Origin of the sequence: Yersinia sp. 2540 StPb PI, assembly GCF_052217165.1 — a bacterium.
In the GTDB taxonomy this organism is placed as follows: domain Bacteria; phylum Pseudomonadota; class Gammaproteobacteria; order Enterobacterales; family Enterobacteriaceae; genus Yersinia; species Yersinia enterocolitica_E.
Window position 1 is genome coordinate 1,201,284 of record NZ_JAZGQC010000001.1, and the last position, 21,913, is coordinate 1,223,196.

The following is a 21,913-nucleotide window of genomic DNA, read 5'->3' on the forward strand; positions in this document are numbered from 1 at the left end:
ATGAAACCATACTGAGATAACGGAGTTTCATAATGGAACGTTTTCACTGTTGGTTCTCAGCCTGTTTTTTGCGCTTATAGTGGATGCAGTTTCATCAAATTGACCCTAAAAATTATTTATTCTTACATTATCTCTTACGCTACAGGAGCAAGATATGCTGAAAGTCATTCAATCTCCGTCCAAATATATTCAAGGTGCCAATGCATTACAGTCCATTGGTGAGTTTGCTAAATTATTGGCTAATAACTATTTTATCATTGCTGATGATTTCGTCATGAAGCTGACTGCTGATACCGTCGGCTCCAGCCTGCAAGCCAGTGAGCTGGAACATCATTTCAGCCGCTTTAATGGCGAATGTTCCCGTCACGAAATTGAGCGGTTGACGGTTGAGCTGAAAAAGCACGGCTGTAATGGCGTGGTTGGTATCGGTGGCGGGAAAACCCTCGATACGGCTAAAGCGATTGCTCACTATCAGCATATCCCTGTCGTTGTGGTGCCTACTATTGCCTCTACCGATGCCCCGACCAGCGCCTTATCCGTTATTTATACCGAACAGGGCAAGTTCGCTGAATATATGATTTACCCGAAAAACCCTGACATCGTACTGATGGATTCCACCATTATTGCCAAAGCACCAGTACGTTTGCTGGTCGCTGGTATGGGTGATGCGCTGTCTACTTACTTTGAAGCACAAGCCTGTTTTGACGCTAAAGCTACCAATATGGCTGGTGGTGCATCGACATTAGCGGCAGTTACACTGGCTCGCTTGTGTTACGAAACCCTGCTGGCGGAGGGCTATAAAGCCAAACTGGCGGTAGAGGCGGGTGTTGTGACCGAAGCGGTTGAACGTATTATCGAAGCCAATACCTATCTGAGTGGTCTTGGTTTTGAAAGTAGTGGTCTGGCGGCCGCTCACGCCATTCATAACGGTTTCACCGTATTAGATGAGTGCCACCACTTGTATCACGGTGAGAAAGTGGCCTTTGGTACCCTAACACAGCTCGTATTACAGAACAGCAGCATGGAAGAGATCGAAACAGTGCTCTCATTCTGCCAGCAACTGGGTTTACCAATCACATTGGCTGAGATGGGCGTTTCTCAGGATATTGAACGCAAGATCCATGATGTCGCCAAGGCCAGCTGTGCTGAGGGAGAAACCATCCACAACATGCCGTTCAAGGTCACACCTGACAGTGTCTATGCTGCAATTATGGTAGCTGACCGCTTGGGTCAGGCTTTCCTCAACTAATCTGTGCGGCAAATACGTTCTGAGTCAAAAATCGACCGAGTCTGCCGGTATTTCTCATCATCGGCAGCTCTGTTCTCCAGCCATTCCCGTTCGCGGAGCATAAAATGAAAAAATTAATTAACAGCGTTGAGAGTGTGTTACAGGAGCAAATTCAGGGGCTGGTTGCGGCGCATCCTGAGCTGACATTGCATCAGGAACCCCTTTTCATCACCCGTGCAGATGCGCCAGTGAGTGGCAAAGTTGCATTGATGTCCGGTGGTGGCAGTGGTCACGAACCGATGCATTGTGGCTTTATTGGCGAAGGCATGTTAGATGGTGCCTGCCCGGGTGAGATTTTTACCTCGCCGACCCCCGATCAAATGTATGAATGCGGCCAAGCCATTGATGGTGGGCCAGGTGTGCTGATGCTAATTAAGAATTACACTGGCGACATTCTAAACTTTGAAACTGCCGCCGAGCTGTTGCATGCCGGTGGCACTGCTGTTGCTACCTTAGTGATAGACGATGATGTGGCGGTCAAAGATAGCCTGTATACCGCCGGGCGGCGTGGGGTGGCGAACACGGTCATTATAGAAAAATTACTCGGTGCTGCTGCGGCACGTGGTGATTCATTGGATGAATGCGCACTACTGGGGCAGAAAATTAATAATCAGGGGCATTCTATTGGCATCGCGCTTGGTGCTTGTACTGTGCCCGCTGCCGGTAAGCCGTCATTTATTTTGGCTGAAAATGAGATGGAATTTGGTGTGGGTATCCATGGCGAACCGGGTATTGAGCGTCGGCCATTTACTTCACTGAATAACACGGTAGACGCCATGTTCCAGACCTTGATTGATCACGGCAGCTATCAGCGCACATTACGCCACTGGGATCGACAAGCCGGTGACTGGAACGAGACGCGCCAGAGTAAGCAACCCTTAGCCAAAGGCGATCGGGTCATTGTTCTGGTCAATAACCTTGGCGCGACCCCCTTATCGGAACTTTATGGTGTCTGGCACCGTCTGGCGGAGTGCTGTACACAATTCGGTTTGACCATTGAGCGTAAATTGATTGGTTCTTATTGTACGTCATTGGATATGCAGGGTATGTCCATCACCGTACTGAAAGTTGATGATGGACTCCTGTCATTGTGGGATGCGCCGGTAAGTACCCCCGCGCTGCGCTGGGGTTGCTGATATCTCCTTGGTACTTGAAGCCGCAGGGACGCGCGGCTTTCACCAACCCGAATCACTGAGCTTAAGTCAGCACAAGTGCTGAAAATAATCTTATAAAACCATGTGCCAGGAGAAAAATATGGGACTCACCAAACAACAAATTGTCAGTTGGTTACAGCTATGTGCTGAAGTTTTCAGCGAGCAGCGAGATTTTTTGACGCAGTTGGATACTGAAATCGGCGACGGCGACCATGGCCTGAACATGAATCGCGGCTTTAATAAAGTGGTCGAAAAGTTACCGACCTTTGCCGATAAAGACATTGGTTTTATCCTGAAAAATACCGGTATGACACTGCTTTCAAGTGTTGGCGGCGCCAGCGGTCCGCTGTTTGGCACGTTTTTTATTCGCGCAGCACAAAGCACGAATGCTAAGCAGAGCCTCGATCTGACGGCGGTTTGTCAGATGTTTAAAGATGGTGTGGAAGGGGTGGTGATGCGCGGTAAAGCGGAGCCGGGCGATAAAACGATGTGTGATGTTTGGTGGGCGGTAGTGGCGCAACTCGAACAGGCAAATCAGCAGGGAGTCACGGTGGTAGATGCATTGCAGCAGGCCGTTGAACGTGCCCAGCAAGCATTGGCCGACACTATTACTATGCAGGCCCGCAAAGGCCGTGCCAGCTATCTGGGTGAACGGAGTATTGGTCATCAGGACCCAGGGGCAACATCAGCTATGCTGATGATGCAGGCGTTATGGCAGGTTGCCAGTCATTAATCAGGCTGGACTGACACGTTTATCAGGAGGAAAGATGGTCAATCTCGTTGTAGTTTCTCATAGCGCGCTGCTGGCTCAGGGTGTGGCCGAACTGGCACAGCAAATGACACAAGGGAGCTGCCAGTTAGCGGTTGCTGCCGGTGTAGACGACCTGGATCATCCTATTGGCACGGATGCCATTAAAGTGATGGAAGCCATTGAGTCGGTTTACACCCCATCGGGCGTACTGGTATTGATGGATTTAGGCAGTGCCTTACTCAGCGCAGAAACGGCACTGGAGCTATTAGACCCCGATATGGCGCAGCAGGTGCAACTCTGTGCCGCACCACTGGTGGAAGGGACTCTCGCAGCTGTCGTCGCTGCATCATCTGGCGCTTCACTTGCCGACGTCCGTGCTGAAGCAATGGGGGCGTTGATAGCTAAAGCCACTCAGCTAGGGGAAGAAGCCGTGGTACCTGCTAGTAATGCGGTGGCTAAGGCGGCAGCGGATGCTCAGAGTGTCAGTTGGGTGGTGCGCAACCCTAACGGGTTACATGTGCGACCGGCGGCTAAATTGGTCGAAGCATTGGCTCCGTTCGCGGCAGATTTACTGCTGGAAAAAAATGGTCAGTGTGTGAATCCACGCAGCCTGAACCAGCTCGCAATATTGCAAGTTCGTAAAGGTGATACCATTCGTTTGCTGGCCAGTGGTGAGCAAGCAGGCGAGGCGCTAGATGCTTTTATGCAATTGGCGCGACAACATTTTGGCGAATTCGTCACCACCACCAGTGAGGGGGAATTTACTGGCGTCATGGTGCCTCGTGGCGCGATTAGTGCACCATTGTTGCAATGGTTACCCGCCATTCCGGTTTTTTTACCTCAAACAATCAATGCTGAACAGGTAGCTAAAGAGCAGCGGCGTTTACAACAGGCGTTGGCGCAAACTGTGGCTGATTTGCAGCAGTTGGCACAACAGGCAGAACAACAGATTAGCCCTGAAGCTGCGGCTATTTTTAACGCTCATGTGATGCTGATTGATGATGAGGAACTGCATCAGGCGATGGATGCGCGCCTGGAGCATCAGTTAGTTTGTGCAGAATCGGCATTGCAGGATGAATTGATGGCAATGGTGGAAGATTATCTGGCTCTGGATGATGAGTATCTACGCGTTCGGGAATTAGATATCCGCGATATACTTAACCGCACATTGGGCCATTTGACCGGGCTACCACCAGTTTCGCTTTCAGTTAGCGGTGAAATTATATTATTAGCCGAGGAGTTATTGCCTTCACAAATGGTTGGGCTGAACCACCGGCAGGTAAAAGGCATCTGTTTAAGCAAGGGGCATATCATGTCTCATAGCGCTATTCTGGCTAAAGAGTTGGATATTCCAATGTTAGTCGGTGCCATGGGGTGCCTGGAAGCCAGCCGTAATGGGCAAAATGCAATATTAGATACCGCAATCGGGGCACTGAAACTGCAATAAAAAATCACCGCCAAAATGCTTAACTGAACATTGTAGCTCTGCATCAGTCCAGAGCTGCAATTTGCGGAATCAGATATCTCAGTGGAGACAAAATTTGGTTTCGCCAGTTATAGCGCTCTTCTATTAATGTAGCTCCGGCTTGCCTGATTTTATCTATTTCGCCGTCGGTTAATTGGCAAATCTGGCGTATTATTTCCGCTAAACTTGCTGCGTTCCCGGGGATGTGAAGGAACCCATCGATCCCATGTTCAACCTGCTCACTCAAACCGCCGGAGTCGGCAACAATTAACAATGCTCCCTGTTGTCTGGCCAGCCAACGTGATTCCATCGGAATCAATCCATTAGGTTCATTCTCAGCAGAAAGAACGCAAACCCGCGTATTACGCCATTGAATAAGGCATGCCATTAGTTCGCGATCAAAAGAATTGATCAGAGAGGCAGAGATCTCGAGTCGGCTCGCTAAGGCAGATAACTCCGGCAAAATCGGGTCACTCATAATAACGGGATGAATATCATTACCCAGATAACAGGCTGCTCTGAGCAACAGATCATGGCGTTTGTAATGAACCCCTCTGCCTAAAGTGATAGCTAATGAGTGATCCAGCGATATTCCGTGTGATGAGAGTGTGTCACTGATTTCCTGATCACTGCGTATTCGAAACCAGGGGTCATTGATATTTATTCCCGCAGGTGTCGGTATAAATGATTGTGGGTCAGCACCGTATTGTGCCACTAAGTGCATTGCCAGGAAGTCGCTGATATTACCGAGCTTGATATTAGAATCAATCTTGGCCCAGTGAACAGCCAATGATTCAGCCATAATACGTTCAGGATTCGGTAATGGCATTTCATGATTAAATGCCGTGCCATGGGAAATATAGATAATCTTTAGATTACGTTTCTCAACAGCCGCATGCAAACGAGCAATTAGCGGCGTGAACGAGAACGGCAATTCATGACAAAAGGCCAGAGTGATATCGTAATGGGTACTGAGATCAATAATTTTTGCCGCCCCTGCCGCAGAAGAGATTTGCCAGTTCTGTAAATTACCAAGAAAAGCATCACCGTAGGGCCATGAACAATCAACGCCTTTCCCCAATGTCATATCTGGTACAGTTGAAAACGTCCCTCCCATATTATGAATTTGGTTAATAAAATAACCATAATTACTTGTGTCAAAAAAATAATTATATTTACTGGAGGCAATTTCAATAAAATGGGGTTCTAAGCTGATATTATTATCAGCCAGTAATTTAATAACCTCCGGTAATGCCATGATTTGCCCTCTGATATAAGAACCTACTCCGCCGACAAAAAGTTGTACGCCTTCTGTTATTAAATGGATAATGCCAATTTTTAGGCTGTTATTATCACCAATAGATGATTTATCTTCATGCATAGAAACCTCATGTTTTTAACATACATTTGATTTACAGTTGTATTAATACAAAGAAATTAATGACGTATTTTTCTTGTATATCATGTAATTGTTGATGAACAGGAAATCTAGCCCACAGTTTAAGAATAAATTGATGGCATCCTTAGGGGTTTCCACTATTGGCATTCCTTTGGTGTTCAACGAGGTATTCAGTAATATAGGCACGCCAGTCTCGGCAAAAAAATAATTTATCAAGGTATGGAATTTTTTATTCATCTCCTTTTTGACAGTTTGCACACGGGCACTACCGTCTACATGGACAATCGAAGGTAGTGCTACTCGATATTTTTCTTTGACATAGGCAATAAATAGCATGTGATCACTGTCATGGTTCAAGTCGAAATAGTCATTCGCTTTTTCATGCAAAACGGCAGGAGCAAAGGGGCGAAAATCCTCGCGATATTTAACGTTAGTATTAATATGGTCTTTCATTCGAGGGTTACGGGGGTCCGCTAAAATACTTCTGTTTCCTAAAGCGCGAGGTCCAAATTCAGACTCCCCTTGGAACCAGGCAATAACATTACCTGCCACGATGGATTTTGCGGCAATAGCTTCAATATCATCATAGTATGTATATTCAATTTTATCGGTATGCTTTTCAAGCTCTGCCATAACACTAATATCATCATATTTTTTGCCAAAGTATGTTGAGCCAGAGTGTTTTACTCGCTCTTTCTTCAGCACTTCCAACCAGCCATAATAGCAACAACCAATTGATAGCCCGTTATCTCCCGCCGCAGGTTGGATATAGAGATGCTCAAACTCACTATGAGTAATGAGCTTTTCATTTGCGGTGGCATTTAATGCAACCCCTCCGGCATAAGCAAAGTTTTTCATAGGATAAAGTTGGTAGTAATGGCTGAACAGATAAAACAGTGCTTCCTCGAGTTTGGTTTGCGCCCAATAGGCTAAATCGGCGTAATATTGGAAGTTGTCACGAAAATGAGTAGGGCCAGAGTTTAAAAGAGGGTCTATTTTTGCCCACCAGTCACTACGCAACACCACTTTGCCGGAATCGAAAAAGAAGGGCACCCAATCGATTACATTCGGCCTTCCGTAAGGGGCTAATCCCATCAACTTACCTGCGCAATCCAGCTCGCCAAAAATATACAGTGCTATCCCTTCATAAAACTCACCAATAGAATTTTCTATTTCCCAGCTCGAAACAGGATAGTCTTTGCGATTCTTTCGATTAACCCACCTGGAGAAATCTTTGAAGATAGGCTTGATTTTACTATCTTGATAAACGTAGTAGCTGCATGTTTCCCAGTAACGGTAACGATTGTTAACGTGGATACTATTCGCACCTTTGATATCCGCAACAATGTCATTACAACTGTCTAAGCTACCTCCATGGCCATCAATAACCACAATACCCATATCATCAAAAGGTGATGTTCCTATGGCACTGTAGGCATGTGCCAAGTGATGAGAAAGTGTGATGATCGGCACCATGGGGGGTAAAACCCTATTTTTCCGCTGTTCTAATGATTGGCTAAATAATGGATTATAAGAGTTTTGTTCTACTATCAATGAGAGGTCTTTATATTCAATACCCGCAGCATCTAAACAATATTGAATAGTTGAATTATCATTAAATCCATCATGTTTTACTCGGGATATTCTTTCCTTCTCAATCGAGAATATAATCTTGCCATCTTTCATTAGACATGTTGAGCCATCATGCGATAGAGCAGTACCGAGAATATAAATTGGTTTACACATAAAAGTAATATCCTTATTAATTTAGCCTTCTGTTAATTAAGAATGTAAGCAAGTCGCCGTGATAGTGCGAGTGTTGTTAACGATGGATTAGCCGCACCGGGTCGCGGGAATGTACTTGGGCCAACAGCATATAAATTTTTGATATGATCAAATTCATGATTTTCATTCAATATCTCTCCCAGTGGCAGAGTACTACTTTCATGGTTTTCCGTTCCAAGTGGGCTTATCCATGTGACGGGTTTGTTGGCATGGACTACCCTCGATGGGGAATGAAATTCATGATAAACATCCCCCATGGTTCTGGCATGGACAGTAAAACCGCCTTCAAAAACTAATGGGGAAAAGGGAATTGATATATTTTCACAAATGCCATGCCAGAATATATTTAGTTCATCCCGCTGTTTTTGTATCAATACATTATCATCATTATTTAAACCACTATAAATTGATAAAGGCATATTCTCATCATTTCTATTTATGCAAATATATCCATGATCGGAGGGGATCTGTTCGCCCATTGTCCATACTTCTAATTCAATGCCAAAATCTGATTGGGTGATAGTGAAAAATAAATTAAATCTTTCTCCTGCGGAACTATGGCAAAAGAATATAGTGTCAGGTTTATATTCAATTAACTCTCTCAGCATATCGGGTAGTTTATAATACTCAAATGTCACATTAAATCCCTGAACAATGTGATCGACGAGTCCAGTTATTTTTTCCTCAATTAAATGTCCCGAATCATAAAGTACTTGCGCTGCCAAACGTGTATTCTCAATGGTACCTAAGGCGAGAACACATTTATCAGCGAAGATGGTATATACCTCATTAGAGCTAATATGTCTCAACTTAGCGCCAATACAGTGACCATTTTTAATAATGAGTGACATAACTTCATACCCAGGAATTATTTTCGGGTTAGATCTTAATTGGTTATCCTCTTTCCAATAGGAAAGTGGTGAATAAGATTCCCAGCCACCTGATGAATCAATATTACGAATAACCTGAGGTGTTATTTTAAACTCAAAACCAGAAAGCTGAAGAGAGTAATCTATATCGTGATTCTTATCTGCCCATGCGAGCATTTCAGACTGCACCTGTGTGTAAAGTGATGGTCCACCTAACCAACTTTCAGTAAGATCATGGGCAATATTTGAAGGCCAGAATTTAAGTGTCTCAGCCTCTATTGGTAAAATAACACCATGCCAATAAAGGGATCTACCGCCGACTCTACGACGTAGACAAGTTCCTTTAGCAAAATGAGGTTCATTTAAAGAATGCCATGAACGGTAGGAGTATTTATCAGATCCTTCATTTTTCCAATATTCATTGGCTCGTTCATATTCACCTCCTGCATTTATATGGTTGTAATCATCTGCTGGACCAGCTTCTATAACGACGATATCTTTTATTCCTCTACAATTTAAATGCTTAGCTAACTCTAAACCCGACATTCCAGCACCGAGTATTAAAATGTTTATTTTGGGTGGGATTTCGCTTTTATTTTTGCGTATGTTAATATCTATAATATTCATTATATATTCCTTTGAATTGAGTTTTTTATTGAAAGTAATAATCTATATTTATAATAACTTATGCATAAATTTACACCACGGTTCTCTAGGGAATTTTGATTGAACAAATTTTTTATTATTAGCTAATAGAGTTTTAATCTCGTCAGCCTCGGCAGCATGTAACTGCATCCATTCAAATAACTGTTGTGCAGCATCCCTGGGGTGTTCTGGGATTACTTTAATATGATGGTACTCAGTGCCATAAAACTCGGTGAAGGCCGTATACTGTGTCACTGCGCAGGGAATACCTGCAATAGCAGCAAGTGCTGGACCTAAACCGACACTTTCCACGTTCTCTACATTAGGCGTAAATAAAACTGCGCCGGATAACGTATGGCAAATGATAAGTAAGTCAATTTCATCTAAATGCCATTTGTTGTCTTTATCTTTATATGTTTTTATCGGTACTTCATCTAAAAATATAATACTATTGTCTAGGTTGTATTTTTTTACCTGCTCTTTTAAATCATGAGCATACTCAGGATCTTCATTCATGTTCCCGAATATCAACAGTTTCGGCGTGGGTAGTTTTTTTTCTTTATAAATATCAAGTAGCTTATTAAAAACACTTATTGATATTTCGATACCCTTGACTCTAAATACTCTAACGGGAACGATAACAATAGATGAATCTATAGCTATATTATATTGGTTTAAAAAATCAATGTGAATATTGCTAAAAGCAGATACATCGATTGACGGTAATATATTAGGAATGACATCAGGTACCAGTTCTGTTGGATAGTCTCTACTTTCCTTCGCCAAGGCTTCAGACGCAACTATCCATTTAGTATAGGTATTATCTTGTGGTATGGGTGTCAATATATTGGGTTTTTCAGGATATAGTCTTTCTTCATGTTCATAAATGGCATAACTACCAAATAGGTCATGATCCCAAAAAATAATACCGCCGTTATCTTTTTTAGCCCAATACCTTCTCGCTGCGTTGTGCAGTGCCAGGCTAACAGGAACGGCATCCGAAAGTGTAATATTTAAGCAAAATACCCAATCGACGTTATTATCTTCAAACCAACTTAGGAAATAATCCTCATAAATTTTAGCAATAGAATTAATATCTTGATTGATCTGTTTAATTTCTTCTCCTGTTAATGATTTATATTTTACTACCCTCTTTCTGATATGAGTAAAACAGTGCCCATGATCGCTATCATAAGAGTATTTTTGATGGATAGAACTTATCCTCATCCATGTTGGATATTGTGATTCTGTACTACCATGAGGGAAAAAGTTTTTTTTGTCCGGCCGCCAAGAAAATCCTAAATCGGCGGGTATTTCATTTATAATATTATTGTTTTTTATAGCTATTTCTGCAACATTTCTAAAAATAGTGAGTAGACCACTCGTTGGGAGTCCATCCCCTGATATGATAGCCCACTTTGTTTTTTTCATTATCTATCTCCTGAGGTTAACTGTTTAATTAGTGTATTTGATAGTGTATTAATTAATAAGAATGCCAGTACGCAACTAACCAATATCATAATCAATGCAGTTCTTAATGATGTCATGTCGGCTAACATCCCTATTAACGGTGGAAATATAAGTAGGCCAACTCTTGATATCCAAGTTGCGAATGCGACTCCACTCGTCGAGTTTATATTGGGTATTTGGCCAATAAATGAAATTGTTAATGGAAATACCACTGACATCCCTAATCCGATTAGTGAAAAACCTAATATTGAAACAATTGGTGAATGAATAGTTATCACAATTAAGATTCCCAATGCTGCCATTAGAATTCCGTATCTTAATACTGGGATATTACCCAATTTATTGGTCAGGTAATCACCAAATCCTCGCCCTATAACCATTGATACCTGACATGCTAAATAAGGCAAACCTGAAATAACAGATGGAACTTGATAGTAACCATTCATATAGATAGCCCCCCAAACACTTGCTGTTTCCTCTATACCGCAAGTGAATGTTAGCAAGATTAACGCAATGATATACAGTTGAGTACCTGTGGTGCCCATACTTTTTTTAATATTTTCACGAAGGGAAAGTTCATCAAGTGAATCCCCTTTTCGGAAAAATATCATATAATTAATCAATATTATTAGGTTCATAAGCAATACGGAAAAACTAAATTGTCCCATAGACAGTCCGAATCCAATTGCTGATATGGCGATGCCCCCCCCCATGATTGTGCCGATACTTTCTGCACCATGAAATCTATTAATCAAGCTTCGACCATATAATCTTTGTATGTTAAGTGCCTGCACATTCATACAGGTATCTGCCCAAGCATCGAAAACCCCAAACAGGAAGAGCAGTAGTGTTATTTCATACCATGATGATGCAAATGGTATTATTGATATGATAATTATAAAAAATAAAAATGTTATAATTGTCGCCCAATATAATCCAATGGTGTTAATGAAATTCTTGGACAATAACCCCATAACAATTGCTCCTGCTGGGATTGCAGATATCATTATGCCAACCATATAATGACTTAGATGAAACTTTTCTTTTATGTCTGGAATCCAGGGAACGATACTCGCGTAGGCTATTCCGTGGATGAAAAACAGTAATGATAGTGTAATATTTTGTTTTGTTTTTATTTGATTTATTTTAATTTTCATTAAATTAATTTCACATGAGGGTATTGTTACTGCATATAGTTTAAATCGAAGCCTAATATATTTCTGTAACCTGTTTTTATTAATGGATTTTTTAATTTTATAGGGGTCACTTTGTGCCAAATGGTTGAATTTCTATCGATATGAAACAAACCTTCACCACAGTTCAATGTTTGTGATTTAATAAACTCTTCTCTTTCTGTACAGTAGAGTTTACTCGTTCCTCCGTCAATATTGTATTTATCAATAATTAATGCTGATACAATATAGTCACATCCATCCTGATGTAAGCCCTCTGGCGAATTACAGACCGAATTCATTGTATTATCAATAATCAAAGACATCTGATGACAGGTAACTTCAACCTTTTCTATTTTTTGCCCATGCTCACATTCGCACAGCATTTCGACGAAACTCCTTATGAGCTTTTTTAATATAAGTGAATGACTTATTGCCGGGTCCATTGGCGGGAATTGACGTTTTAATTGCCTTAAATCTGAGGGGTAGTCAGCATGTTGAGTAAAGTTAGTTAATTCTGGGCAGGCAATATTACTGACTTCCCATTGATTATTAATGTATTTAACAATAAATCGGCTAATACTTATTTTTCTAAAAGGTTTATAGGAGTAAAAAATTTGTCTATCTATATCAGATAAACGCAATATGAGTTTTTGAATGTTTGGTGGTGGGGATTTATCATCCAGATAACGTTGAGCCTCCTGAAAGATGATGACTTTATCGTTATAAAATTTTCTGGCCAAGAATTTTAATTGAGATATTTTTATATCATTAGTATCCCACGCTAATGATTTAAATGACAAAGTATTTTTAACGTGATTTATATCCATCCCAAGCTCATTGATATTAAACTGAATGATTTTATATTTAATCCCCATAATGAAAATATCCTAGTAAGTTAATTTGTTATTGATAAATTACATTGATAAAAATAAGCCATATAAACACACATGTATTAGTGGGCCTGTTTTTATTGATGACTTGCTATTTTTTATTGTTTCTTTCTTTTTTATATATCAAAGATCCCTTTTCGGCAAGTTTTTATCAATATCTATCATTGTATCTATATTTAGCTAATAATATGTTTTTGATTAAATATTGTTTTTATTGGTGGTTGCTTTTTATAAAGTAGTAACGCGAGTGAATAAAATGCAGTTGTTACTGATAGGCGTGCCAGATGAGTTAAAAATTATCCATACTTTCAATATAAGATGGTTTTTTATGATTTAACTATAAATGTCAAAAAATGTGATCCACGTAAATAGAACAATGTTCCATTTTTGATATTATGCCACTTTACCATAGTGTAACTGGCTTTTCTTAATCGATAATAACCTAAAACCATTTTAATCTGGCGAGCATTAATAACTAAGGATCATGTAATGCCAATTAACTTTCTGGGTAAAACGCTATTGTTAGGAGTGATGTCAATTGCTGTATTGGGGCAAGTCAGTGCTGCCCAGTATAATGCTGTGGTTTCTACTGCGCCTCAGGATAATGAGTTTCCCTCGATTAATGCTGCGTTAAAATCAGCACCAGCGGATAATTCGCTGTTTGTGATTTTCCTGAAAAATGGCATTTATAACGAAAGGCTAGAGGTCAATCGTAATAACGTTACTTTGAAAGGGGAAGACCGTGATGGTACGGTGATCAGTGCCAATACGGCAGCCGGTATGCTTAACCCGCAAGGAGAAAAATGGGGAACATCTGGTAGTAGTACGGTACGGGTCAATGCGGCAAATTTTACGGCTGAAGAACTTACTATTCGTAACGATTTTGATTTCCCGGCCAATAAAAAGAAAGCTGACAGCGATCCGACGAAGTTAAAAGACACTCAAGCTGTGGCATTATTATTAGCTGAAAGCAGTGATAAGGCGCGCTTTAAGCAAGTAAAACTCGAAGGTTACCAGGATACGCTGTACAGCAAAACGGGCAGTCGTAGCTATTTTACTGATTGCGAAATCAGTGGTCATGTCGATTTTATTTTTGGTTCAGGTATTACGGTATTTGACCGGTGTAATATTATTACCCGCGATCGTCGTGATATTGAGCCACCCTATGGCTATATTACTGCCCCCAGTACATTAAACACATCACCTTATGGTTTGATTTTCCTCAACAGTCGTTTGACCAAAGAACCCGGTGTTCCAGCCAAAAGTTTCGCTTTAGGGCGTCCGTGGCATCCGACCACTGCCTTTGACGATGGTCGTTATGCTGATCCTGCGGCCATTGGCCAGGCGGTATTTATAAATACGACGATGGATGACCACATTTACGGGTGGGATAAAATGTCTGGTAAAGATAAGCAAGGCGAGAAAATCTGGTTCTATCCACAAGATTCACGTTTCTTTGAAGCAAACAGTCAAGGGCCGGGCGCAGAGATTAATGCACAGCGGCGTCAACTCTCTGCTGAGCAGCTAAAAGCATTTACTTTGCCGATGATTTTCCCTGACTGGGCGGTGCATTGAGATTATGACTCGCCACCCTTAAATTGGCTGATATCCAGCCGATGAAGTTTTACTTTTCGCCATAAGGTTGTGCGGCCTATCCCTAATAAGGTCGCCATTTCATTTAGCTGACCTTGGCACACCAGTGCCGCACGAATAATGGCCTGTCTTTCTAATTCTTGTAGTGATAAGACAGGCTGAGGTTGCGGCATCTCCGGTTCTAATAACAGCCTCTCCCCCAGTAGATGCTCTGGCAAATCATTGAGGTTAATGCGGTTATTGCGGCAAGCCATGGCGGCCCGCTCCACCACACTTTTCAGTTCCTGATCATTCCCGGGCCATGGGTATTGGCATAACTGACGGATAACACTCTCATCTGGCTGGTATTGGCAGTGGAAATGTTGCCCAATGCTTGCCAATGTATGCTGTACCAGTGGGGGGATATCCTGTTGACGCTGACGCAGTGGTGGAATATGTAATTCGAAAGATTGTAGGGTATAAAATAGCTGGCGGCGAAAACGCCCTTGTTTAACCAATAAGGGCAAATCTGCCCCGGTGGCGGTAATAATTCGGACATCGACTGGGATCACCCGATTAGAGTTGACCCGCATTACCATGCCAGTTTTGACGATTTGCAGCAGAGCTGACTGCATTTCCGGCGACAGATATTCAACTTGTTCCAGATATAAGGTGCCACCGTTAGCCAGTTCAAATTTGCTGGGTTGGCCGGATTCCCCTTCACTGGCATCACTACCAAGAAATTCTCGCGCCATGAAATTTTGTGGCAATGCCTGACAATTTAAGACGATATAAGGGCCATCGGCGCGATTGCTGGCATTATGGATTGCTTGCCCCAACTGCTGTTTACCGACCCCTTCTTCCCCGTGCAGTAAAATCGGATGCCGGCCTTTGGCAGCCTGCTTGCCATAACGCACCAGGCGGCGCATTTCTAGTGAAGCAACCGGCATATCATCAAAAGTACAATTAGCCCCCCCTAATTGGTTGTGCACCATTTGCCGCAGTAATTCTTGTGGATGGAGTAATGCAATAAAGCCGCAGCGGTTACCATCTGGGATGGGTTTGAGGGTTAAGAGAGCCGGAATAAATTGCTGCTGATTCTCAAAGGTCACCTCGACGTGGCTGAGGGGATTACGGTGTAAAATGGCGTGGGTCAGTAAGGAGGGTAAGGTCAGCAAATCTGTGACCGGCTTGCCGAGGCTACTGGTTTCATCTAGTTGTAAAATAGCCGCAGCACGACGATTGAGATACAGCAGGCAACCGCGTTGGTCCCATGCCATGACACCATCGTCCACACCATCGAGTAGGGCATTGAGTTCATTCAGATGACGGTTAGTTTCTGCTAATAAACTATCTGCGTGGAGATAATTGCCAATTTCGCGGGCGATAGCCAATGTCAGAGGCAAATCACTTGCCGCATGTTCGGTGAGCAGGCTACCTAAAACAATGACCGCCCGTTGGCGGCCACTGTTGTCATACACCGGAGTGGCGCAAAAGCGCCACGGATGCAGCGCCTGTTTAAAATGCTGCTGGCCACTGACTTGTATCGGGTTGCCTTCAGCAATTGCCAGCGCCGGGGCATTGGTACCCATTAGCCCTTCTGCCCAATAACTGCCGCAATCAATCCCTAACGCCTGTAGCTGACTTATCGTTTGCGGATGCCCGCATTTCCATAGAGTACAGCCACTTTCATCCAGAATCAGCAGCACACAAGGGCGTGATTCCATATATTCGTAAGCATCTTCCAATGCCGCCTGACCTAATACCAGCAAGTCATTTTTGCGCTGACAAATTGACTGGAACGTCGCACCCACGGCCCGGTGAGGTACTCGCCATTGGTGGGCTTGCATCAATTTTTGGCAGCGCCGCCAGGAGTCGGCTAATGCAGGGGTGGTCACCGGTTCAGTGTTGCTCATTGAGCGCCTTAGAACCCGGATGTCGCCAATGGATCTGCCCTGGCAGAATCAGTTGATTTTGCGCCAGTGCTGATTCAGCAATCAAGCTGGTGATCATCTCAAAGCTGTGGCGTGCCAGCCCTTGGCAATCTTGTGCGATGGTATCTATTTTCAACGGCAGGCAGTCAAACAGATAGTGATCGTCAAAACTGCATAAATGAATCTCACTGTCCATTAATTGATGCTGATTGAGATAGCGCAGTACACCTTCTAACAAGCCACAGGCGGCAGTAAACACCGCTTTGGGGGGGCGGCCTAATTGGGCACAGAGTTGGGCAATCATTTCATAACCGGAACTGGGTAGGTAATGGCCATTTAGGACCCACTCAGGGCGGCAGGTAACTCCTGCCTGTTGCAGCCCCTGCTGAAAACCAGCCAGCCGATCGCGTGTAGGGGAGATGCGTGGCTGACCACCAAGAAAATAAAACTCATCAGGATGTTGGCGGGCAACGTTTTCAACCAGTATGGCGGTGGAGGCTACCGAGTCAGTGATAACCAGCGGCAAATCTGATTCACCAATTAATCGATCCATCTGCACCACTGGCAGGCGGGCATTGATCTTTTGATATTCGCTGTCATTGAGCTGGCTGGAGGCGACAATCAGGCCATCGACCTGACGTTGAACCAGGCTATTGACCGCCATCATTTCCTGGCCGGGATTCTCATCGGTGCAGGCAATCAGTAGCTGTAATCCAGCTTCGCGACACAGCATCTCCAGCTCACGTGAAATCAGGGCAAAACCGTGATTGGTCATCTCCGGGACCACCAATCCTATGGTGTGGCTGCGGGTTGAGCGTAGAGAACGGGCGTGGAAGCTCGGTTGATAGTTATGTTCGTTGGCCAAGGCAATTATACGATCCCGCGTTTCATCGGAAACACGATACTCCTTGCTACGCCCATTGAGCACCAAACTGGTGGTCGATTTCGACACACCAGCCAGTTTGGCAATATCGTTAATGGTAATTCGTTTATGATTTTTCACAGGTTATTGTTTTTCACTGAGTGAATCTGTCGCCTTGAAAGATAGTTCATTCTAACATGGGCGAAGACAACAACCAGTGTTGCAGACACAGTTCAGCATTTCCGTTAAAGATTGCTATCGGGTCTTCAGTCGGGAAGTAGCATGTAGTCATTACCGCCTCTCCCTGATTGATAAATATCTCTATGCTGCAACTATCGCAGAGCAGTTGTAACTGTTGCAATTGGCCGCGCCAATAACGGAACTCTTGCAGCCCGGTACGCAGATTGCGGCGGCTTAGTGTGATACGTTCACCATCCCATATCAGCATCATTTCATCGCCTAATTCGAGGATAAATGGCGCACTAACCTCGACTATCATTTCAGCACTGCGGATGGAGAGTGCCGGTGCCTGTTGAGCACGACCTTGCCACTGACGATGCTCACGGCGCAATGCCTGCAATTCACGCGCGGGTCGTTGAATGACTTTGCCGTCAACCAGACTCAGCTCTCGTGGGCAGGTCATGGTATGGATCCAACCATGGGCTACGGTGGGTTGATACAACTCATCTTCATCCGGGATGCCCATCCAGGCGAATAACAGGCGGCGGCCATCTGCGGCCAGCGTGGTTTGTGGCGCGTAGAATTCGAAGCCGAGATCCAGTTCGTGGAAATCCTGATGGGTGAATGCTGCCTTGGTATAATCCAATTGGCCCAGTAAATAGCCAGCCTGGAAGGTATTACGGTAACGCTCTGCTTCAGCGGCGATGCCCTGCGGGCAGAAAATCAGCACCTCTTGATCCGCTAACCTGAACATGTCAGGGCATTCCCACATATAGCCAAACGGGCCTAATCCACCCAGACCAGAACCGGCAATTTCACCCAGATTGTGCCATTCACGTAAATCATCGGAGCGTAATAGCAGCACTTTCCCTTGCAGTTGCTTATCCTGCGCGCCTAAAACCATGAACCACTGACCGTCGTGCTGCCAGACTTTCGGGTCGCGAACATGGCCGGTATAACCCGCAGGTAATGGGAGCACTGGCCCTAATTTGTCGTATTCCCCTCGTTCATTCTCCTGTGCCAGACATTGGAATGCGGTGCGCGAGCCATCAGGATATTTCACATTACCGGTGTAAATCAGCGTGATTCGGTCATCAGCAATGACGGCAGAACCTGAGTAGCAGCCGTGGCTTTCATATTCTTCACTGGGTACCAATGCGACAGGCTGATGCTCCCATTGAACCAGATCGACACTACGCCAATGGCCCCAGTATTTACTGCCATGGCGGCAATCCAACGGGTTCCATTGATAGAATAAATGGTAATAGCCAGCATGATAAATAAACCCGTTGGGATCATTCAGCAGCCCGACACTGGGAGCCAGGTGCCAGCCTGGCCGATGAGGGTCACGCGATGCGCGGATTTGGCCACGCATCACTGCCAGCGTAAGTTGTTTTAGCAAACTGACTTCTTGCATTATTCGCTGTCCGTTTTGTACTTAAGCAGTAGAGAGATAATAAATGCAGCGCCAAATGCAATAACCAATCCAATCAGATAATTAACAATTGAATTGCCTTGTACGATAGCGATGCCCGGGATGCCGGTTAAGCCCACCGCGGTCATATTGACATGATTCGCGACGACCCAAGCGCCTCCTAATGCACCACCTGCCAGCGCAGCAAGGAAGGGTTTGATAAAGCGCAAATTAATCCCAAAAATAGCCGCTTCGGTAATACCAAGCATGGCAGAAAATGCCGATGGGATGGCGATGGCTTTAATTTTAGCATCGCGGGTCTTAAAGTAGACCGCCAAACAGGCTCCACCTTGTGCCACGTTTGCCATTGACCAGATGGGTAACAGGAAATTGACGCCGATATTCGGATTACCCAATAGCCCGGCCTCGATGGCGTGGAAGCTATGATGGATGCCGGTTATCACTATCACGGAATAAAGCCCACCAAACAGTAACCCGGCCAGCCAACCAGCATGGGTAATCAGAGTGCTAAGTACCAGCGAGATCCCATCCCCCAACACTCGTCCGGCAGGGCCGATAAATAATAGTGCAACGAAGCCAGTAATGATTACGGTCAAAAAGGGTGTGAGGATCAGGTCCAGCGCATCAGGTATCACTTTGCGCAGGCGTTTTTCCAACATACTCATAAACCACACTGCCAGTAGCACCGGGAATACAGTGCCCTGATAGCCAATCATCGCCACCTCCATACCGAAGAAATTCATAGTATGGAAACCGCCCGCCACTCCCCAGGCATTGGTTAGCGCTGGGTGCGTCAAAATGCCGCCCAGTGTTGCCCCCAGATACGGGTTACCGCCAAACTCTTTGGCAGCGGTGAAACCAATCAAGATAGGCAGAATGATAAAGGCAGCGGAGCTGAACATATCCAGCATGATAAACAGCGCGCTGTCAGCATCGGCCCAACCATAGGTTTTCACCATGCCGAGCAAGCCCATTAACAGGCCGGACGCCACAATTGCCGGAATGATCGGGACAAAAATATTAGATAGCAGGCGGGCAATGCGCTGGAACGGGTTGAGTTTACGCGCGGCCACAGCGGCAGCTTCAGATTTACTGGCTTCGTTTACACCTGCCACCTTGATAAATTCTGCATAAACTTTATTGACCAGCCCGGTACCGAAAATAACCTGTAACTGCCCGGCATTGCTGAAGCAGCCCTTAACGCCATCGAGTTTCTCTACCGCTGATTTTTGCACCAAAGAGTCATCTGCCAGCACCAAACGCAGGCGAGTGGCGCAGTGGGCAGCACTGACTATATTCTCTTTACCACCAAGCAATGGGAGCAGAGCCGTTACGGTCTCATTGATATTCATGATATCCCTCGCAAATTTATTTTGATTCCTGCATGCCGAGGATCGTCACGGCAGCAGGCGGTATTCGTCGTGATTACCGCGGTGAGCAATAGTTAGAACCAGGTTTCCATTTGGATACCAAAGTTCCATTGCCCACCGGCGGCAAAACCATCTTTACCGAAGGAATCATCCTTGGCGTAGTTATCCAGATCTTGGCTCCAATCCATATAGGTGGCGAACACCCGTATTTCTGGTCGGCTGAAGAAATTACTGATATCACCGGCTTTAAAGGTTGGGGCGAAGGTCAATTTATAGAAACCGCCACTGACTTTGTGATAATCCTTATAGCCTTGTGGGTCCAGGTTCATGTACTGATAACTACCTTCATAAGCCAACGCAAAGTTCTCGGTGATTTCTTGAATCAGGCGGGTATTGAATGTTATCCACTTATAGCTATCGCCCGAGACATAACGATCCTTACTTTGTTGCGCCAATATTGCTGGGGCCAGACTCCAGTTTTTACTTAATGCGGTGGTGCCGTAAGTCGCCAAACGCCAGGTATCTGCGCTGCTGGTTAAGTTGCCATCGGACCCGATAGATTTTACTTCAGCCCCTAAACCATGGCCGTACAGCAGCGCGGTTTTTGACGTACCATCACGTAGCCCATAGAAGCTGTCACCGTGATAGGCCAACATGCTGTGAATACCTTTATCTGTGGCATTAGTATTAACGGTTTCACCGCTATTTTGGCGCGCCTCATTATCTTTGGCGCGCAACCCGCTCACCATCCACTGGAAGGGGCCGCTATAGTTATTGGCAGTGAAAATATAGCTTTGAATATCGCTATTAACATTCTCGATCTCACCATAATTACGGCCATATAACGAGAAGTTACTCTTCAGGTTATCGGTCCATTTGATGTCATAAATACCGCCACCGGTACCGGCAAGGAATACCACGTCGGAATCCAGCCAGTGAATATCGAAGTTATCGCGATCGAAACGTTTACCGGCCCACAATGTACTGTCTTTAAAAATACCGTTAAAGGTTGGCAGGGTGCCCAGTTCGACAAATGCCTGGCGCACATTGAGGTCACTACTGTCGGCTGTCCAGTCGTTATAGCTGCGCTGACCATCTGCCAGCATTACTTTATAGCGGGTGGTGGCACCGTTATCCAGCTTCTGCTTTTTCTCCAAATTGACTTCGACATAAGTGTCAGGCTCATTACCCAAGCGGCCAACTGCCCCTCCGGTACTGCCGGCTGGCGAAACATATGGGCCACCTTGGGTGCCGGTGCCAGAGTCGTTCATTAGCAGGCCGGAACGGGCATAACCATGAAACTCAAAACCGTTGCCATCCTGTGTTTTGCTTTCCAGTTTATCTGTGCGCTTAGCCACCTGAACGGTCTTTTCTTCTGCCTGACGCGTTCGAGTTTCCAGCTTTTGTGCCTGTTTTTCGGCAATTTCGGCGCGTGTTTCTGCATTTTTTGCCCGTTGTTCCGCTTGTTGCAATCGTTGCTCCAGCGCATTGAGGCGGGCTTCAATATCCATGTTTGAGGAAGACGAGGGTGAGGCTGCAGAGGTGGTTGTCGCTGCACAAGAAAGGATAAGTCCTATTGATACAGCAAGATAGCTTGGTTTTATCATCATTTTATATCACTCGGTATGTGATTGATTGTATTTATGCTAAACAGCTAAACCGGTTTTTC

At 44.6% G+C, this 21,913-nt stretch carries 16 protein-coding genes; 5 read left to right on the forward strand and 11 right to left on the reverse strand.

The genetic code is table 11. From position 1 onward, the window contains the following. Positions 1-154 precede the first annotated feature (154 nt). The 4 genes from V1956_RS05405 to dhaM all read left to right on the forward strand — a co-directional run bounded on the left by V1956_RS05405 (position 155) and on the right by dhaM (position 4,640). The gene (locus tag V1956_RS05405; RefSeq protein ID WP_372557921.1) at positions 155-1,249 is read left to right on the forward strand and encodes a glycerol dehydrogenase; all 1,095 of its coding nucleotides are present in this window, start codon (positions 155-157) and stop codon (positions 1,247-1,249) included. Between the two features lie 104 nt (positions 1,250-1,353). Next, complete coding sequence (dhaK, locus tag V1956_RS05410; protein ID WP_442824885.1) at positions 1,354-2,424, forward strand: dihydroxyacetone kinase subunit DhaK; 1,071 nt, start codon at positions 1,354-1,356, stop codon at positions 2,422-2,424. Between the two features lie 118 nt (positions 2,425-2,542). Continuing rightward, positions 2,543-3,175 carry a dihydroxyacetone kinase subunit DhaL gene (dhaL, locus tag V1956_RS05415; RefSeq protein WP_372557922.1) on the forward strand — a complete coding sequence of 211 codons (633 nt, stop codon included), beginning with the start codon at positions 2,543-2,545 and terminating at the stop codon, positions 3,173-3,175. A 34-nt stretch (positions 3,176-3,209) separates the two neighbouring features. Then, positions 3,210-4,640, forward strand: a complete 1,431-nt coding sequence (gene dhaM / locus V1956_RS05420; protein ID WP_420071715.1) for a dihydroxyacetone kinase phosphoryl donor subunit DhaM — start codon at positions 3,210-3,212, stop codon at positions 4,638-4,640. 43 nt (positions 4,641-4,683) lie between these two features. On the opposite strand, the gene V1956_RS05425 is transcribed toward dhaM, so the two are convergent. From V1956_RS05425 to V1956_RS05450, 6 genes are read right to left on the reverse strand one after another with little or no spacing between them, the layout of a single operon-like run. Further along, positions 4,684-6,039 (reverse strand): glycosyltransferase family 4 protein, encoded by a 1,356-nt coding sequence (locus tag V1956_RS05425; RefSeq protein ID WP_372557924.1) that lies wholly within the window; start codon positions 6,037-6,039, stop codon positions 4,684-4,686. A gap of 42 nt (positions 6,040-6,081) precedes the next feature. Next, positions 6,082-7,803, reverse strand: coding sequence for a carbamoyltransferase family protein (locus V1956_RS05430; protein WP_372557925.1), 1,722 nt, complete (start codon positions 7,801-7,803; stop codon positions 6,082-6,084). A gap of 32 nt (positions 7,804-7,835) precedes the next feature. Beyond that, positions 7,836-9,338 (reverse strand): GMC family oxidoreductase, encoded by a 1,503-nt coding sequence (locus V1956_RS05435; RefSeq protein WP_442824886.1) that lies wholly within the window; start codon positions 9,336-9,338, stop codon positions 7,836-7,838. 48 nt (positions 9,339-9,386) lie between these two features. Continuing rightward, positions 9,387-10,787: a hypothetical protein gene (locus V1956_RS05440; RefSeq protein ID WP_442824887.1), complete on the reverse strand. Its 1,401-nt coding sequence runs from the start codon at positions 10,785-10,787 to the stop codon at positions 9,387-9,389. After that, positions 10,787-11,983: an MFS transporter gene (locus tag V1956_RS05445; protein ID WP_442824888.1), complete on the reverse strand. Its 1,197-nt coding sequence runs from the start codon at positions 11,981-11,983 to the stop codon at positions 10,787-10,789. Before V1956_RS05445 ends, V1956_RS05440 begins: the two co-directional genes overlap by 1 nt. Positions 11,984-12,009: 26 nt before the next feature. After that, a complete protein-coding gene (locus V1956_RS05450) occupies positions 12,010-12,876 on the reverse strand; it encodes a 2OG-Fe dioxygenase family protein (protein ID WP_442824889.1) in 867 nt (288 codons plus the stop codon). 504 nt (positions 12,877-13,380) lie between these two features. Between V1956_RS05450 and V1956_RS05455 the strand changes: the two genes are divergently transcribed. Next, a complete protein-coding gene (locus tag V1956_RS05455) occupies positions 13,381-14,466 on the forward strand; it encodes a pectinesterase family protein (protein WP_442824890.1) in 1,086 nt (361 codons plus the stop codon). Positions 14,467-14,468: 2 nt separating this feature from the next. Here V1956_RS05455 and dhaR read toward each other — a convergent pair whose 3' ends face one another. The 5 genes from dhaR to V1956_RS05480 form a co-directional block, all read right to left on the reverse strand. Then, a complete protein-coding gene (gene dhaR / locus V1956_RS05460; protein ID WP_372557931.1) occupies positions 14,469-16,379 on the reverse strand; it encodes a dihydroxyacetone kinase operon transcriptional regulator DhaR in 1,911 nt (636 codons plus the stop codon). Next, positions 16,366-17,400 (reverse strand): LacI family DNA-binding transcriptional regulator, encoded by a 1,035-nt coding sequence (locus tag V1956_RS05465; RefSeq protein WP_372557932.1) that lies wholly within the window; start codon positions 17,398-17,400, stop codon positions 16,366-16,368. Before V1956_RS05465 ends, dhaR begins: the two co-directional genes overlap by 14 nt. Before the next feature lie 46 nt (positions 17,401-17,446). Then, complete coding sequence (locus tag V1956_RS05470) at positions 17,447-18,856, reverse strand: glycoside hydrolase family 32 protein (protein WP_372557933.1); 1,410 nt, start codon at positions 18,854-18,856, stop codon at positions 17,447-17,449. Then, on the reverse strand, positions 18,856-20,226 hold the full coding sequence (locus V1956_RS05475) for a sucrose-specific PTS transporter subunit IIBC (protein WP_032907263.1): 1,371 nt from the start codon (positions 20,224-20,226) through the stop codon (positions 18,856-18,858). The genes V1956_RS05470 and V1956_RS05475 overlap by 1 nt, the downstream gene beginning before the upstream one ends. Positions 20,227-20,318: 92 nt before the next feature. After that, positions 20,319-21,854 carry a carbohydrate porin gene (locus tag V1956_RS05480; RefSeq protein WP_420074589.1) on the reverse strand — a complete coding sequence of 512 codons (1,536 nt, stop codon included), beginning with the start codon at positions 21,852-21,854 and terminating at the stop codon, positions 20,319-20,321. Between the last annotated feature and the right edge of the window lie 59 nt (positions 21,855-21,913).

Excerpts from the sequence above, each read along its gene's own strand:
- V1956_RS05430 (WP_372557925.1), bottom strand. The coding sequence starts at position 7,803 with ATGTGTAAACCAATTTATATTCTCGGTACTGCTCTATCGCATGATGGC.
- V1956_RS05440 (WP_442824887.1), bottom strand. The coding sequence starts at position 10,787 with ATGAAAAAAACAAAGTGGGCTATCATATCAGGGGATGGACTCCCAACG.
- V1956_RS05450 (WP_442824889.1), bottom strand. The coding sequence starts at position 12,876 with ATGGGGATTAAATATAAAATCATTCAGTTTAATATCAATGAGCTTGGG.
- V1956_RS05480 (WP_420074589.1), bottom strand. The coding sequence starts at position 21,854 with ATGATGATAAAACCAAGCTATCTTGCTGTATCAATAGGACTTATCCTT.
- dhaM (WP_420071715.1), top strand. The coding sequence starts at position 3,210 with ATGGTCAATCTCGTTGTAGTTTCTCATAGCGCGCTGCTGGCTCAGGGT.
- V1956_RS05435 (WP_442824886.1), bottom strand. The coding sequence starts at position 9,338 with ATGAATATTATAGATATTAACATACGCAAAAATAAAAGCGAAATCCCA.
- V1956_RS05445 (WP_442824888.1), bottom strand. The coding sequence starts at position 11,983 with ATGAAAATTAAAATAAATCAAATAAAAACAAAACAAAATATTACACTA.
- V1956_RS05455 (WP_442824890.1), top strand. The coding sequence starts at position 13,381 with ATGCCAATTAACTTTCTGGGTAAAACGCTATTGTTAGGAGTGATGTCA.
- V1956_RS05475 (WP_032907263.1), bottom strand. The coding sequence starts at position 20,226 with ATGAATATCAATGAGACCGTAACGGCTCTGCTCCCATTGCTTGGTGGT.
- V1956_RS05425 (WP_372557924.1), bottom strand. The coding sequence starts at position 6,039 with ATGCATGAAGATAAATCATCTATTGGTGATAATAACAGCCTAAAAATT.
- V1956_RS05470 (WP_372557933.1), bottom strand. The coding sequence starts at position 18,856 with ATGCAAGAAGTCAGTTTGCTAAAACAACTTACGCTGGCAGTGATGCGT.
- V1956_RS05405 (WP_372557921.1), top strand. The coding sequence starts at position 155 with ATGCTGAAAGTCATTCAATCTCCGTCCAAATATATTCAAGGTGCCAAT.
- dhaR (WP_372557931.1), bottom strand. The coding sequence starts at position 16,379 with ATGAGCAACACTGAACCGGTGACCACCCCTGCATTAGCCGACTCCTGG.
- dhaL (WP_372557922.1), top strand. The coding sequence starts at position 2,543 with ATGGGACTCACCAAACAACAAATTGTCAGTTGGTTACAGCTATGTGCT.
- dhaK (WP_442824885.1), top strand. The coding sequence starts at position 1,354 with ATGAAAAAATTAATTAACAGCGTTGAGAGTGTGTTACAGGAGCAAATT.